The organism is Acinetobacter qingfengensis (genome assembly GCF_008693185.1).
Classification (GTDB): Bacteria; Pseudomonadota; Gammaproteobacteria; order Pseudomonadales; family Moraxellaceae; genus Acinetobacter; species Acinetobacter qingfengensis.
The window spans coordinates 82609-96834 of the sequence record NZ_VXKN01000009.1 but is presented as its reverse complement, the minus strand read 5'-3'; the positions used below and the strand labels follow the sequence as shown (position 1 = coordinate 96834).

At 39.0% G+C, this 14226-nt stretch carries 12 protein-coding genes; 3 read left to right on the top strand and 9 right to left on the bottom strand.

Annotated features, from left to right (window positions below; genetic code table 11):
• Positions 1 to 113: 113 nt before the first annotated feature.
• The 6 genes from adeC to sdsA form a co-directional block, all read right to left on the bottom strand.
• The gene (gene adeC, locus F4V57_RS11660) at positions 114 to 1547 is read right to left on the bottom strand and encodes an AdeC/AdeK/OprM family multidrug efflux complex outer membrane factor (protein WP_070068365.1); all 1434 of its coding nucleotides are present in this window, start codon (positions 1545 to 1547) and stop codon (positions 114 to 116) included.
• Positions 1547 to 4726, bottom strand: coding sequence for an efflux RND transporter permease subunit (locus F4V57_RS11655; protein ID WP_070068366.1), 3180 nt, complete (start codon positions 4724 to 4726; stop codon positions 1547 to 1549). Before F4V57_RS11655 ends, adeC begins: the two co-directional genes overlap by 1 nt.
• A 12-nt stretch (positions 4727 to 4738) precedes the next feature.
• On the bottom strand, positions 4739 to 5992 hold the full coding sequence (locus F4V57_RS11650; RefSeq protein ID WP_070068588.1) for an efflux RND transporter periplasmic adaptor subunit: 1254 nt from the start codon (positions 5990 to 5992) through the stop codon (positions 4739 to 4741).
• A 32-nt stretch (positions 5993 to 6024) separates the two neighbouring features.
• Complete coding sequence (locus F4V57_RS11645; protein WP_141729189.1) at positions 6025 to 6618, bottom strand: phosphatase PAP2 family protein; 594 nt, start codon at positions 6616 to 6618, stop codon at positions 6025 to 6027.
• Between the two features lie 281 nt (positions 6619 to 6899).
• Positions 6900 to 8942 (bottom strand): site-specific recombinase, encoded by a 2043-nt coding sequence (locus F4V57_RS11640; RefSeq protein ID WP_205634516.1) that lies wholly within the window; start codon positions 8940 to 8942, stop codon positions 6900 to 6902.
• Between the two features lie 20 nt (positions 8943 to 8962).
• The gene (gene sdsA / locus F4V57_RS11635) at positions 8963 to 9946 is read right to left on the bottom strand and encodes an All-trans-nonaprenyl-diphosphate synthase (protein WP_070068368.1); all 984 of its coding nucleotides are present in this window, start codon (positions 9944 to 9946) and stop codon (positions 8963 to 8965) included.
• A gap of 454 nt (positions 9947 to 10400) precedes the next feature.
• On the opposite strand from sdsA, the gene rplU reads away from it, so the two are divergent.
• The 3 genes from rplU (at position 10401) to lolA (ending at position 11905) form a co-directional block, all read left to right on the top strand.
• Complete coding sequence (gene rplU, locus F4V57_RS11630) at positions 10401 to 10712, top strand: 50S ribosomal protein L21 (RefSeq protein WP_070068369.1); 312 nt, start codon at positions 10401 to 10403, stop codon at positions 10710 to 10712.
• A gap of 19 nt (positions 10713 to 10731) precedes the next feature.
• On the top strand, positions 10732 to 10989 hold the full coding sequence (rpmA, locus tag F4V57_RS11625; protein ID WP_070068370.1) for a 50S ribosomal protein L27: 258 nt from the start codon (positions 10732 to 10734) through the stop codon (positions 10987 to 10989).
• A 226-nt stretch (positions 10990 to 11215) separates the two neighbouring features.
• Complete coding sequence (gene lolA, locus F4V57_RS11620) at positions 11216 to 11905, top strand: outer membrane lipoprotein chaperone LolA (protein WP_070068371.1); 690 nt, start codon at positions 11216 to 11218, stop codon at positions 11903 to 11905.
• A gap of 92 nt (positions 11906 to 11997) precedes the next feature.
• On the opposite strand, the gene F4V57_RS11615 is transcribed toward lolA, so the two are convergent.
• The 3 genes from F4V57_RS11615 to F4V57_RS11605 form a co-directional block, all read right to left on the bottom strand.
• Positions 11998 to 12486, bottom strand: coding sequence for an SPOR domain-containing protein (locus F4V57_RS11615; RefSeq protein ID WP_070068372.1), 489 nt, complete (start codon positions 12484 to 12486; stop codon positions 11998 to 12000).
• A 121-nt stretch (positions 12487 to 12607) separates the two neighbouring features.
• A complete protein-coding gene (locus tag F4V57_RS11610; protein WP_070068373.1) occupies positions 12608 to 13399 on the bottom strand; it encodes an SDR family oxidoreductase in 792 nt (263 codons plus the stop codon).
• Positions 13400 to 13420: 21 nt separating this feature from the next.
• The gene (locus tag F4V57_RS11605) at positions 13421 to 14110 is read right to left on the bottom strand and encodes a hypothetical protein (RefSeq protein ID WP_070068374.1); all 690 of its coding nucleotides are present in this window, start codon (positions 14108 to 14110) and stop codon (positions 13421 to 13423) included.
• Positions 14111 to 14226: the final 116 nt, after the last annotated feature.

Genomic DNA, 14226 nt, shown 5'->3' with positions numbered 1-14226 from the left:
TTCGAAACAGCACATTGCAATTTGGTCAGTAAGGCAAGATAAAAGATTTTTCTGTTTATTAAATAAAAACAGCCCAGAACAAGCTGGACTGTTTTTTGCAATGCTAATAAGAGTTATTGCGCTGAAGATACTGCTGGCTGAGTTGTCACGTCTTTTACGCCACCACCCAATGTTTTATAAAGTTCAATCTGGCTATTGATGTTGGCCTGTTGTAAGGTCAATAATCCCTGTTCTGCTGAATAGGAATTACGCTGCGCATCCAAAACCGTTAAATAGCTGTCAATACCCGCACGGAAACGTGCTTGCGAAAGCTCATAGGTTTTATTGGTTGCTTCAACCAATCGAGTTTGTGCTGTAATACGTTCATCAATATTGGCACGTGTCGCCAACACATCATTGACTTCTTTAAATGCCGTTTGAATTGACTTTTCATAATTTGCTAAAGCAATTTTTTGATCTGCTTCAGAAATTTTGATATTGGCTTTACGCGTACCCCAGTCAAAGATCGGTAAATCCAGTGTTGGTGCAATGCTCCAAACAAAACTACCAGATTTAAATAAATCACTAAGCTCTGTCGAAGCATAGCCGGCCGAACTGGTTAAGCTGATTGTTGGGAACAATCGAGCTTTAGCTGCACCAATGTTTGCACCAGCAGCAGAAAGTTGATACTGCGCTGATTTAACATCGGGACGATTTTCCAATAATTCACTTGGTAAACCCGAACCAAGTAATGTCTGGGCAGTAACTTGACGTACTCGATCTTTCGGTAATAGATTTTCCGGAACAGTCTGACCAACTAATAAGTTGAGTGCATTTTTTGCCTGTTCAATCTGGGTTTTATAATTCGCAACATCATTACGTGCAGTTTCAACAGAAATTTGTGCCTGACGAACAGGAACCTCACTGTCAATACCTACATCAAATCGGCGCTTATTTAAAGTATAAGACGATTGTTGAGCCGCTAGGGTCTGTTGCGCAAGCTTCAAGTTCTGCTCTGCAAAGGATAACGCAACCCACGCTTGAGCAACCTGTCCAACCAAAGAAACCTGTGTTGAATCTCTAGCACTTTGTGTTGCGAAATAATTATCCAATGCCGCATCTTTCAGACTACGCACCCGCCCCCAGAAATCCAGTTCATAGGAGGTTACACCCAAACCTACATTCCAAACAGAGGCAGGTTTATAACCTGTGTCCAATGCAGCAGCACGAGTAAATCCACCGGTTGCCCCTACAGTAGGTAATTGGTCATTACGAGTAATTTGATATTGTGCCTGTGTTTTTTCAACATTCAGAGCAGCAACACGTAAATCACGGTTATTTTGCAACGCAAGTGTAATGACTTGCTTGAGGCGTTGATCAGCAAAAAAATCCTGATAACCTTGCGAAGCAATCGAGGCTATAGATGTTCCTGGTGCGACCGTATATGCACCAGGAATATTACTTTGCACTGTAGGTTCTGGTCCACGCATGCTTTGGCATGCAGCCAAAGCCATTGCTAGCGCAGATACCGCAATGCCACGACCTGAGTTAGACCATAATTTTTGCATCACGATTGTTGCTCCTGATTATTTGTATTTTTTGGTTTGTACTTAAAGATTGTACGAATCCAAACAAAGAATACTGGAATAAAGAAAATACCCAATAGTGTGGAACTTAGCACACCACCAATTACACCATAACCTACAGAATGCTGACTACCCGCACCAGCACCTGTCGAAAGTGCAAGGGGTAATACACCAAAACCAAATGCAAGTGTGGTCATGATAATTGGACGTAAACGCATTTTGGCTGCATGCATCGTTGCTTCAAATAAATCCTCGCCTTTTTCCTGCAACTCTTTCGCAAATTCTACAATCAAAATAGCGTTTTTCGCTGACAAACCAATTACAGCAATAATAGCCACTTGAAAGTAAATGTTATTAGACAGATTTGGATTGCTTAACAGGAAGAATCCACAGAAAGTCAATAATACTGCACCAAATAAGCCTAGTGGTACAACCAGCATGACTGAGAAAGGAATTGACCAGCTTTCGTATAAAGCTGCAAGACACAAGAATACAATCAATAAAGATAAAGCGTACAATGCCAATGTTTGTGAGCCGGCATCACTTTCTTCCAAAGATAATCCGGTCCATTCAAAATCAAAACCACTAAGTCCCATTGATGGTAATTTTGCGACAATTTCCTTCATTGCGTTCATTGCATCACCAGAACTGATTCCTGGCGCAGGCGATCCTTGAAGGTTTACAGAAGATACACCGTTGTAGCGCTCTAGACGAGGCGAACCATACGTCCACTCACCTGTTGTGAAAGCGGAGAATGGAACCATTGTGCCTGCACTATTACGTACATACCATTTGTTTAAATCTTCAGGAAGCATACGACTATTTGCATCCCCTTGGACATAAACTTTTTTGATACGACCACGATCAATAAAGTCATTCACATAGGCACTACCCCAGGCAACACTCATGGTATTATTCAGATCTGATAAACTTACGCCAAGTGCACCAGCTTTCGCCTGATCAATAGTTACTTTGTATTGAGGTGTATCTTCCATACCATTTGGACGTACTCCAACCAGTCGCTTGTCTTGAGCAGCCATACCCAATACAGTATTTCGAGCCTGTAGTAATTTTTCATGTCCCTGACCGTTGGTATCTTTCAACATCAGGTCAAAACCAGAAGAAACACCAAGCTCTGGCATGGCTGGCAATTGCATTGGATAAATCAGAGTCGCATCCTGAATACGACCATTCAAACTCATCGCACGGCCAACAATGCTGCCCACCTGCTGATCAGCCTGTTTACGTTCAGCCCAGTCCTTTAATTTTACAAAGGCAATACCTTGGTTCTGCCCTTGACCTGCAAAAGAGAACCCTGAAACTGTAAAGATAGATTCGACATTATTTTTCTCTTCATTAAGAAAATAATTCGTCACATCATCCAGTGTCTTTGTAGTACGTTCAAGGGTTGCATTCGGCGGCAATTGTACCAATGTCATCACCATTCCCTGATCTTCATCGGGTAAGAAAGATGATGGCAAACTTCTAATCACAAAAATAAATGCAGCAACTACAACCACATAAAGAATTCCGGAAAAAATTTTATGGTGAGTCATACGACTTACACCATTTTGATACTTCTCCGAAATCTTTTCAAATGTACGGTTAAAACCACGAAAGAATCTTGCAAAAATATTATTGCTTGGCGCTTTATTCGGATCATGCTGTTTTAAAATCGTTGCACAAAGTGCTGGTGTAAAAGTTAAAGCAATGATCAGAGATAAAATCATCGCCGTAACCAGTGTTACAGAAAATTGGCGATAAATTACACCGGTGGTCCCACTAAAAAATGCCATTGGGACAAACACAGCTGCTAGCACACTGGTAATCCCAACCAATGCACCAGAAATTTGTTTCATTGAATTTTCTGTCGCAGCAACTGGCTCAACGTGCTCTTCAGTCATAATACGTTCGACGTTTTCGACCACGACAATCGCATCATCGACCAGAAGACCAATGGCCAGTACCATAGCGAACATCGTCAAGGTATTAATGGTAAAACCAAACAAATTAATAACTGCAAAAGTACCTAAAACAACTACAGGAACTGCAAGGGTTGGAATAATTGTTGCACGCCAATTTTGAAGAAACAGGAACATCACAATAAATACAAGCACAATGGCTTCAATTAAAGTATGTACAACGTTTTCAATAGAAAGTTTAACAAAAGGTGTGGTATCAAAAGCAATTGCATCCTTTAACCCTTTTGGATAATTAGGACGTAATTGTTCTAACTCTGCTTGTATAGCTTTTGCTGTATCCAGTGCATTGGCACCCGTTGCCAGACGAATGGCAATACCACCCGATGGCTTGCCATTAAAGTTAGAATCAAACTGATAATTTTCTGACCCCAGTTCAACTCTTGCAACGTCACCCAAGCGTACCTGCGCACCAGATGTTGCATTCTTTAGAAATATATTGCGGAATTCCTCTGGTGTTTGCAGCATGCTTTGTGCATTAATGGTGGCATTGATCATTTGACCTTCGACAGAAGGTGCACCACCAATTTGTCCAACTGAAATTTGTGAGTTTTGTGCAGAAATCGCGGCAGTGACATCACTTGGTGTTAATTGATAGCTATTCAGTTTTGCTGGATCAAGCCAGATTCGCATTGAATACTGACCACCAAACACTTGTACCTCACCAATACCTGGAATACGGCTTAAAGGATCTTTAATACTTGCATTAACATAATCCTTAATGTCTGCACCAGACATACTGCCATCAGGTGAGTAAAAAGAAATAACCTGTAAGAAGCTGGCACCAGATTTTTTAATCGTGATACCTTGTCTTTGTACAACTTCAGGTAAAGAGGCTGTTGCTGTCTGTACTTTATTTTGTACCTGTACCTGAGCAATATTGGCATCTACACCCTGATCAAAATTTACATCAATAGAAACCGAACCATTGGATAAACTTTGTGAACTAATATAACGTAAACCATCCAAACCATTCAGTTGCTGCTCAATTACCTGTGTAACAGAGTTTTCAATGGTTTCCGCAGAAGCTCCGGGATAGCTGGCAGAAATACTGATTTTGGGTGGTGCAATTGTAGGGTATTGAGCAATTGGCATGCCGATCAGGGAAATAATCCCAGCGAGCATAATCACCAATGCAATCACCCATGCAAATATGGGGCGATGGATAAAGAACTTAGCCATTCAATCTACCTCTTATGTATTTGAATTAGCTTTTTGCTCAGGCTTAGCTTGTGCAGGCTTGGATGTTTGACCTTGAGCAGCGGATTGAGCATTAGCAGTTTGTGCTGGGGCCTGATAAGGTTTAGCATCAACCTTGGCACCGTCTTTAACCTTTGCAATACCCTCAACAATAACCTTATCGCCATTTTGCAACCCTTTAGTTACAATCCAGCTAGATCCTTGTGTTCCCTGAGTTTCCACGATACGAGATTCAGCAACACCTTTAGCATTTACAACCATGACAGTTGCTTGGCCAGTAGGCGTACGAGTTAATGCAACTTGTGGAATCAAAAATGCATTTGGCAATGAACCCTGTACAATTTGCGCATTCACAAACATACCAGGTAATAATAAATGATTAGGATTTTTAAATACCACACGTAAAGTTACCGTACCGGTATTTTCATCCACATTGGCATCAGAAAAAGCCAATGTACCTTCCACTGGATAAATTGAACCATTTTCGAGTTTTAATTTAACTTTTGCATTATTTACTTGACCCAGACTACCTTGACTCAATTGCTGTCTTAATGCAAGCAGCTCATTACTGGATTGATTAATATCAACATAAATTGGATCAAGCTGCTGAATCGTTACCAAGGCATTGGTTTGATTTGCGGTCACCAAGGCACCAGCTGTTACTGAAGAACGACCAGACTGACCAGAAATTGGTGCTGTAATGGTCGAATACCCCAAATCAATCTGTGCATTTTGAACCTGTGCTTCAGCAGCAGCAACTTGTGCTTCCGCAACACGTACTTGCCCAACAAGATCATCATAATCCTGTTTTGCAATCGCATTGGTAGAAAGTAATTGTCTATACCGATTGGTTTTAATACGTAAAGAATTTAGATTGGCCTGTTGTTGTGCCAATGCTGCTCTAGTATTTGCCAGTGTTGCACGATTGGTTCTTGAATCTAATTCGTATAACGCCTGACCTTTTCTGACGTAACTACCTTCCGCAAATAAACGTTTCAGAATCACACCATTGGTTTGTGGTCGAACTTCAGAAACTTCGTATGCAGTCGTTCTACCCGCCAATTCCACTGTACGATCAACATTTTGTGCCTGAGCAACAATCACACCTACAGGCACAGCTTGAGCCTGTTGCGCAGCCGCCGCATTTTGTTGTGTCTGATCTGTAGATTTTCCACAGCCAACCAACGCAATACTTAAAGCCAATGTGCATGCTGTCAGCGTAGGTTTCCAGCCTGTTACTGATCTCATTGTTTCACCTCGAGTTACAACTTTTTGAAAAATCATGCTGTTTTATCTATACGTCTATCTTGAATTATTTTAAGGCCAAGTACGATCAAAGCTGCCAATACCCACCCTGCCAACACATCCGAAGGGTAATGTACACCCAGATTCACACGAGACCATCCCATTATTAATGCCCATAACAATATACTGTATCGCTTCCAGCCTAACTGATTGTTTAAAACAACAAATATCAATAAACAGGCAATCAGCATTGCATAAGCACTATGTGCACTTGGAAATGAGCTACCATAAGTTTTTACAATACTGAGATCTAAATCAGGACGTGGCCGATTCACTAACCATTTTACTACCCATGCAACAGAGACCGTCAGCATAAAACTTATAACCACCAACACACTGTGATCAAAACGTTTTTGATAAAGACTATAGATGAATAAGGCTGCCACCAAGATCAATGTTCCAGGCAAACCGCCCAAACGAGAAAGTATCTGTGACAATTGTGTCAGTGCAAAATTTTGATGTTGCTGAATATATTCAATGATTTTGATATCGATAAAATTAGCCGGATAAAACCAGCCAATCCCTGTCAATACGATAAAACAGATCATCAAAAGAAAATTTAAACGCAAACACTTTCCCCCTGACCTGATAATTAAATATAAACAGTGTAATTCTGCGCTCACACTTTAACCCAAACAAAGTGTACTGAGTAGTACACTTGAATTCAAGCACCCAATCTTAGAATAACAAAATAAATGGATATTTTTGTTAAAAAATAATCAATTTTATTGATCTCAAAAATTATCACACTTTTTATATATTTTTTGAACCTTGCATCACTTTAAATCAACAAATCTCATCTCTTAGAAAAAATATAATCATTAAACAATAATTTATGATATTAGAAAGTTTATGGTTTGTTCTGCTCCTCAATTTGCAATGGCTGTTTAGGTGGCCAAAAGAAATCGCTTGGTCGAGTTGCAAAATGTGTAATAATGAGTTTAAACAAAGGTTTCCATTGCTTAACTTTAACTCGTCTTGAACGTAATGCCACGATAATCGTTAAACTAAAACTTACGAATAAATTGGTAATCCCAATCAACATCACCCCCAAGACTGAAATGATAATAATACCCAGATCAGCGCCACCACTTAAATTCAATAATCCCTGTATCAAATTAGCAGAGGCAAAGGCAATATGCCGAATATCCAAAGGTAGCCCCAAAATAAATCCCAACGTTCCCATACTACCAAGCATGATTCCAAACAAAAAATTTCCCATAATTGCCCCCAGATTACATTCGATATAACTTGCAATTCGATCCAATGTACTGAGTTTAAATATTTTTCTTAGTTTAGGGTGAGCACTAATTCTGGCACCAATTTTTCGATAAACAGCTAAATTATCGTAATATCCAGTAATCAAACCCGACAAAAACAGGCAAACCCCAGCAATTGCTGCATGAGGAATCGCCATAGACGTAAATGGATTAAGATCATTAAGTAAGTGCATCGCTTTAATATTAGTGACCAATTGCTCCGAAAATAAAATCGGCCACAACCAACAAATCAATGCTGCTACAGGAATTGCAATAGAAATATTGCCAATAATTGCAATAAATTGCGTCCGCCCAATATTAATAATTAAAGCCGCAGTTTCTGCTAACTTGGCATTTTGTGAACCCGTACTATTTTGAATGGTGGCTGCCAGTGCAGCAGCAGTCATCGCTGGTTGTTTGGTTGCTACAGTAAAATGTAACATGTGAATCAACACAAATCCCAGACTATAATTCATGCTATATGCAAATGCCTGCATAAAGGGTGCCATGGTAACTCTGGACATTAATACTTTTAATGTTGCCATTGTTGCAATAATGGCACCAGCACCAGCAGCAGAACGATACATTTTAAAATAGCCGGATTTATCCGTACTTACATAATGCTCACCTGTACGGCTAGCATTTTCAGTCATTTGTAAAGCCAATAATTCAGTATTGGTTTGCAATAAAGCACGTACACTTTGATCACTATAATGCGCGTCAACCAGATCAAATAACAATTGTTTAATAGCAAGTTGTTGTTCATCAACTTGATCACTCACGACAGAAAGCAGTAATTCAATTCTTTCCAGACTTTGTTCCAAAACGGTCAACAAATAGGTCAAGCTTAGACTCACCCCCTGCCGTTTGGTTAAACGTCTAACTTTTTGCATTACCTCCCGGCATTGATCCAGCATCACCAATGCCTGATCAGGATCGAGGTTGGCAATCTGAGGACCAATATTTAAATCATCATCTATAAATTCATCAAACTTTTGGTAATGATCCAGAAAATCCAGAATTTCACGATTCTGGATTAAAAAAGGCGAAGTCAGTTCATTTAAAGCAGGATATATGTATTGTAGTTCGGGATGTAATCCTATTGCACTAATTCGATAAGATAAGGTTTGAATTGCCTGTAAAATTCTAACTCGAATCTGTTTCTTTTGTAACACATAACTTTGAGGTTGACATAAAAGCGCTAGAATATCCTGCCAGTCCTGTGGAGCAATCGTTTCAAGCCATTGCACATCTGTAGATTGATGAAATACTTTTCCCACAAGATATTTAAGTTCAGATTCATCTTTCAACAAAGGTAAAACATGCGCACCAATTCGATTGGCAAGCTGTGTCGGAAAACCTTCCGGACTTAAAATACCACTCTCAGCATATAGGCTTACCTGCTTATACTGGTTTAATAACTTGAGTAAAAAAAGCTGACATGTTGCCGCAGCATCAGGAATAAAAGTTAAGCTATAAATCAAAGTTTGTATTTTGTCATGAATATCTTGTCGATTGCTTACATCTTGTGGTCTGAGCTGATCAAACAGATCTACCAGTAAGTCTGATGTTAATTGATCTGTTTCCAGTTGATGCCGCATTTCGGAAAAAAGTTGATTAAGCCCAGTTTGCATTCCATGTACTCCAAATCAAATTATTGGATACGCTCTAATGCAAGTTCGGCAAGAGATTGTAATCCTTGTCGATATTCAGTTTCAGGCAAAGCTTGCAGAGCCTCTATCGCCAGAGCCGTTTCCTGTTTTGCCCGTTGCATACAATAATCCAATGCTCCTGATTGCTTGACAATTTTAATCACCTGCTCTAAATCTGCTATACCGCCTGTTGCAATACTTCTACGGATAATTTGATATTGCGCTGAATCATGATCAGTTAATCGCATTGCAGCAATTAATGGTAAGGTTGGCTTACCTTCCATTAAATCATCACCAATATTTTTACCCAGCGTTTCTGCATCCGATGTATAATCCAGAATATCATCGATGATTTGAAATGCATTGCCAAAATGTCCGGCATAATGGCGCAAAGGCTCACGATATTCTGCCTGATCAGCCAAAATAGCTGCACCTTCTGTTGCCAATTCAAATAGACGTGATGTTTTACCATGAATAATTTTTAAATATGTTTCTTCTGAGGTATCCGGCTGATGCTGTGATTGTAATTGCAATACTTCACCTTCTGCAATCTCACAGGTTCCTGTAGAAAAATCTTTCAATAGGTCATAATTTTGAATATTCACCAATAAATCAAATGCACGTGCAATCAAAAAATCACCGACAAGAACAGCCGTCTGATTATTCCATGTTGCATTTGCAGTTGGACGGCCACGGCGTAATCCCGACTCATCGACAACATCATCATGTACCAGCGTTGCTGTATGTAACATTTCTATGATTGCAGCCAGATGATGCGCATGTTCTATCTTTGACAAACCACAGGCTCTGGCTGCCAACAAACACATGATGGGACGCATACGCTTGCCACCAGCCTCAACGACATGCTTACTCACCGCCATGACCAATGCAACTTTAGAAGTAATTCCTTCATTGATAAAGGTATCCATGGCTGTAAAATCATGAGCAACTGGTGCCAATACATCTCGTTTAAAATCAATTGTCATGAAATCCCCTCTAAATACATGGCATATTTATTCAATCTATAATGAAAGAAAATATTCTGCAATTTACATCAAAATCAAAATATTAACTCTTATTTCATCCAACAAAGCTATTTAACACTGATCTTATTATCGCAAAATTACAATTTCGATAACTATCCTCACTCATGCATGCCTATTCTCATGAATGTCTTAATCGGTTGCAAGTCTATCACAATAGAAATTATGCGTATTTGATCACATCTCCATAGCATAACGCCTAATTTTTACAGATCACATCGCTATATCCATTTATTTACATAACACTTGACTGATTTTTTGTTATTTTTTCACCACAACTCTTGTTGTTTAACTGAAGATTTCGTAAAATCGTGCGCCTTATCTCCCAGTGGCGTTCGTTTTAAGATCAATATATCCCTTTATTGACACGACGACACGGGCATGAACGGAGTACTTTATGTACGCAGTAATCCAAAGCGGTGGTAAACAGCACCGTGTAGTTGAGGGTGAAACCCTTAAAGTTGAATTATTGAAAGCTGAAACTGGTTCAACCATTACATTTGATGATGTACTATTGGTTGTGAACGGTGAAAGTGTTCAAATCGGTGCTCCAGTTGTTGCTGGCGCAAAAGTAACTGCAGAAGTGGTTAGCCACGGCCGTCACGACAAAATCCGTATCGTGAAATTACGCCGTCGTAAACATTACCGTAAACAACAAGGTCACCGTCAATGGTTTACTGAGTTGAAAATTACTGGTATTTCAGGTTAATCACGAGGAGTAAATAGACATGGCTTCTAAAAAAGCTGGTGGATCGACTAAGAACGGTCGTGATTCAAACCCTAAAATGCTTGGTGTTAAAATTTACGGTGGTCAAACTGTGACTGCTGGTAACATCATTGTTCGTCAACGTGGTACAGAATTCCACGCTGGTGCAAATGTTGGTATGGGTCGTGACCATACACTATTTGCTACTGCTGATGGCGTAGTAAAATTTGAAGTGAAAGGTCAATTTGGCCGTCGCTATGTAACTGTTGAATCTGCATAAGTCTTAACAGTGCTGAAAAACCTCGCTTTTTGCGAGGTTTTTTTATGGATCATATTTTTCGGTTTTTATGCTGTTATCTTCATAAAAACTTCATATCCATATTCATTTTCAACACAAATCATCAGCTTGCGACATTAAATTACATAAATAAGTATATTTTATTAATCTTAGGGATTAATAAAAACAGTAAGATATAGTCATAAACAGACAAGTAAAAGGCAGACTTATGAATATTTTGCAGAAAACAGCATGTACATTGAGCATCAGCGTATGTACCCTTACTCCAGTCATTATGGCTCAAACTGCGAACGCTGCACCTGCAACAGCCCAACAAGCCACCAACAATCTGGTAAAACAACTCAGTGGTATTCAAAGTTTAAGTGCCAATTTCACTCAAACGACCAAACTGACCAGTGGCAAAAAACAAACCAATAAACCTGCACCACAGCACATGAATCAGACTTTTACTGGTACGATGAAAGTGGCTCGTCCTGGTAAATTCTATTGGGAAACTTTAAGGCCAGCTAAACAAACAATTGTCACTACGGGTAAAACCGTATGGATTTATGATCCAGACTTACAACAAGCTGTAAAACAAAGTCTAGATGAACAAATTGCCAACACACCGGCATTATTGCTATCAGGTAATGCGCAACAAATTATGCAGGCATATCATATTAGCCAGCCCGATGCTAAGAAAACTTATTATAGCTTGACACCTAAAAATCGTGAGGGTGCCTTTAATCGCCTATTAATCAGTTTTGGTGCCAATAATGCACCAACCACAATGATTCTGGAAGATTCTATGGGTCAAACAACTCAGGTGAATTTTAGTAATGTTAAAGTTAATCCAACGCTTAACCAAAGTATCTTTAACTTTACCCCACCAAAAGGAACAGACATTATTGAGCAATAATTTTTGATTTATAATCAATTTATTGTTTAACTCAAGGAGATTTGATTAGGCATACTTTTTACATCTCCTTGCAAATCATTATGGTGATCTTACTATTTCTTGTCATTTGTCCACTGAATCACCCATGCAGATTCTAAATTTAAACTTTTATCAGCAGCAATCTTTCTTCTGGTAATTTCAGCAGACTCTTGTGATTTTAGTGGCTCCACCATAATTCTGATGCCTTTAGATGTGAAGCTTTGTACAACATTATAACCTTTTGCTTTGATTTGTTTGGTTAGTCGGTCAGCACCTGCCTGATTGGATGCCAATGCAACTTGCACCATCCAGTTTTGCTCGCCATTCTCTAATAATTGTCTTGCTTGTTGCGTATCCATCTTGCGAAGTTCTTTATTTTGTAAAGGAGCTTGAATATTATTTGATTTTTTATTGGTATTTTCTTTCTTTGCTGTGACCACTGAATTACATCTACAATCTTGTTCAGCAGTTGCAGATTTCGCCCAGGTATTCACAACGCCAAAAATAGATGCAAACAAAAAAAAACTATACTTTATAAATGTCTTATTGATTAAAAACTGCATGACTTCTAGTCCTATTTATCCTAAATAAGACGTATTTAAAGATAATTTTATATTTTTATACATCCCTATAATTTGGGTATTTATATAATAAAACCATCTTATACAAGCATTTATGCCTAGACTATTTAACTTTAGCTTTACGAATCATTTTATATAAAAATTGTGGTGATAATCTCGATACAGCTACACCTAACTTTTCTTTATGACCACCAATTACGATATATTCCTTTTTCACTGCCAGTGCCTTAACTGCCTGTCGGGCAAAATCATTTGCAGCTAGTCCTTGAGCAATTGCCTCATCTTGATGTTGCTGCGCTTCCCCCTTACCATTCAAAGCGTTAAAAGATACATTAGTTTGTACAAATCCAGGAAAAATAACCGAAACACTGATTCCTTGATCTGCATATTCTGCACGGCAACTGTTAGCCCACATGTGAATAGCTGCTTTGGCAGCAGAATAACTGGCACGATATTGTGTACCCAACAATCCTGCCACACTTGAAATAAAAACAATCTGTGCGGATTTTTGCTGTACTAGATAGGGCAAAATTTGTTTAGTCAAATGGACTTGTGCAAAGTAATCTACTTCCATAATTTTGCGTTCAGTTGCCATCGTGGTATCTGTAATTAAGGCTCTCTGACTTAGACCTGCATTGTTAATCAATACATCAATCGTTCCAATGGTTGTAAATACTTGTGCAACTATTTGGGCGACTTGCTTTTCATCGGTAATATCCATAGCTACACAATGATGTCGCTCTGGATGCTTTAAGGACTGTCGTACTTGTTCCAGTTGAGGTAACCGTCTTGCAGATAAAATCACATGTGCACCTTGCTCAGCAAATTGTATTGCCAAAGCTTGCCCGATCCCCGAACTGGCGCCTGTAATCCACACTCTCTGGTTGTTGTACATATTATTTTCTCTGATTAGTCTTTATGAGGAACTGCTTTCTTCAATTCGTAAAAAGTGATTAAAATGTTTTGCGTAATCCTGTGCCTGTGTCAACTGAAGTGACTTGCCAATTTTACCAATACGTTTATAACCAATGTTTGTTGTGACATTAATGACACTATTGAGTGTTTTATCCAAAACCAGATTAAACTTTAACATAGCTTTAGGCGCACGAATTAAAGCACTGACCCCCTGATCAATAATTTGAACCAGATCAGTAAATACACCATCAATAACGTGTTGATCACCTTGCATTAACTGCTGATAATGTGTTTTAGACTGCTCAACCAGAGCATCAGAAACTTCATAACATAAGTAAGCTTGTTCAGAATTCTCGGTATCAAATTGCGCCAGTAAATAATTGGCAACCGGTTTTAAACGCTCATTGGCAAATATCCCAATCGACATCGGCATATATTTTTGTAATTGCTGGCTAATTTGATCAAGCACCTGCTGGCTTTCTCCAGTACTTTTACTTGATGCAAGCTGGGCTTGTGCACGAATTAAATCGGCAAAAACCTGATCCAGAATTTCACAGGTTAATTTTGTCAAAACCTCACCGAGAGATTTGGATAAACTATTTTTTTCTCCAGCATTTAATGCCTGAGTAATTTGCAATAAACTTTGATAAGTTTCTGCTTGAACAGGAAGTTTTACACGATGCGCTGACATAAAAATCTAACCCAAAACTCCTAATATCCTAATTTAGTCATGAATCCCTTGTATCACCAGTGTAGCATGGTGTGTAAATTTTAAATAATGCTTTTGTTCTACCCAGCGTGTGTATT

Bases quoted from the DNA above. Each gene is read 5' to 3' on its own strand.
- F4V57_RS11640 (WP_205634516.1), bottom strand. From the start codon at position 8,942: ATGCAAACTGGGCTTAATCAACTTTTTTCCGAAATGCGGCATCAACTG.
- F4V57_RS11605 (WP_070068374.1), bottom strand. From the start codon at position 14,110: ATGTCAGCGCATCGTGTAAAACTTCCTGTTCAAGCAGAAACTTATCAA.
- F4V57_RS11655 (WP_070068366.1), bottom strand. From the start codon at position 4,726: ATGGCTAAGTTCTTTATCCATCGCCCCATATTTGCATGGGTGATTGCA.
- rplU (WP_070068369.1), top strand. From the start codon at position 10,401: ATGTACGCAGTAATCCAAAGCGGTGGTAAACAGCACCGTGTAGTTGAG.
- F4V57_RS11615 (WP_070068372.1), bottom strand. From the start codon at position 12,486: ATGCAGTTTTTAATCAATAAGACATTTATAAAGTATAGTTTTTTTTTG.
- F4V57_RS11610 (WP_070068373.1), bottom strand. From the start codon at position 13,399: ATGTACAACAACCAGAGAGTGTGGATTACAGGCGCCAGTTCGGGGATC.
- rpmA (WP_070068370.1), top strand. From the start codon at position 10,732: ATGGCTTCTAAAAAAGCTGGTGGATCGACTAAGAACGGTCGTGATTCA.
- F4V57_RS11650 (WP_070068588.1), bottom strand. From the start codon at position 5,992: ATGAGATCAGTAACAGGCTGGAAACCTACGCTGACAGCATGCACATTG.
- adeC (WP_070068365.1), bottom strand. From the start codon at position 1,547: ATGCAAAAATTATGGTCTAACTCAGGTCGTGGCATTGCGGTATCTGCG.
- lolA (WP_070068371.1), top strand. From the start codon at position 11,216: ATGAATATTTTGCAGAAAACAGCATGTACATTGAGCATCAGCGTATGT.
- sdsA (WP_070068368.1), bottom strand. From the start codon at position 9,946: ATGACAATTGATTTTAAACGAGATGTATTGGCACCAGTTGCTCATGAT.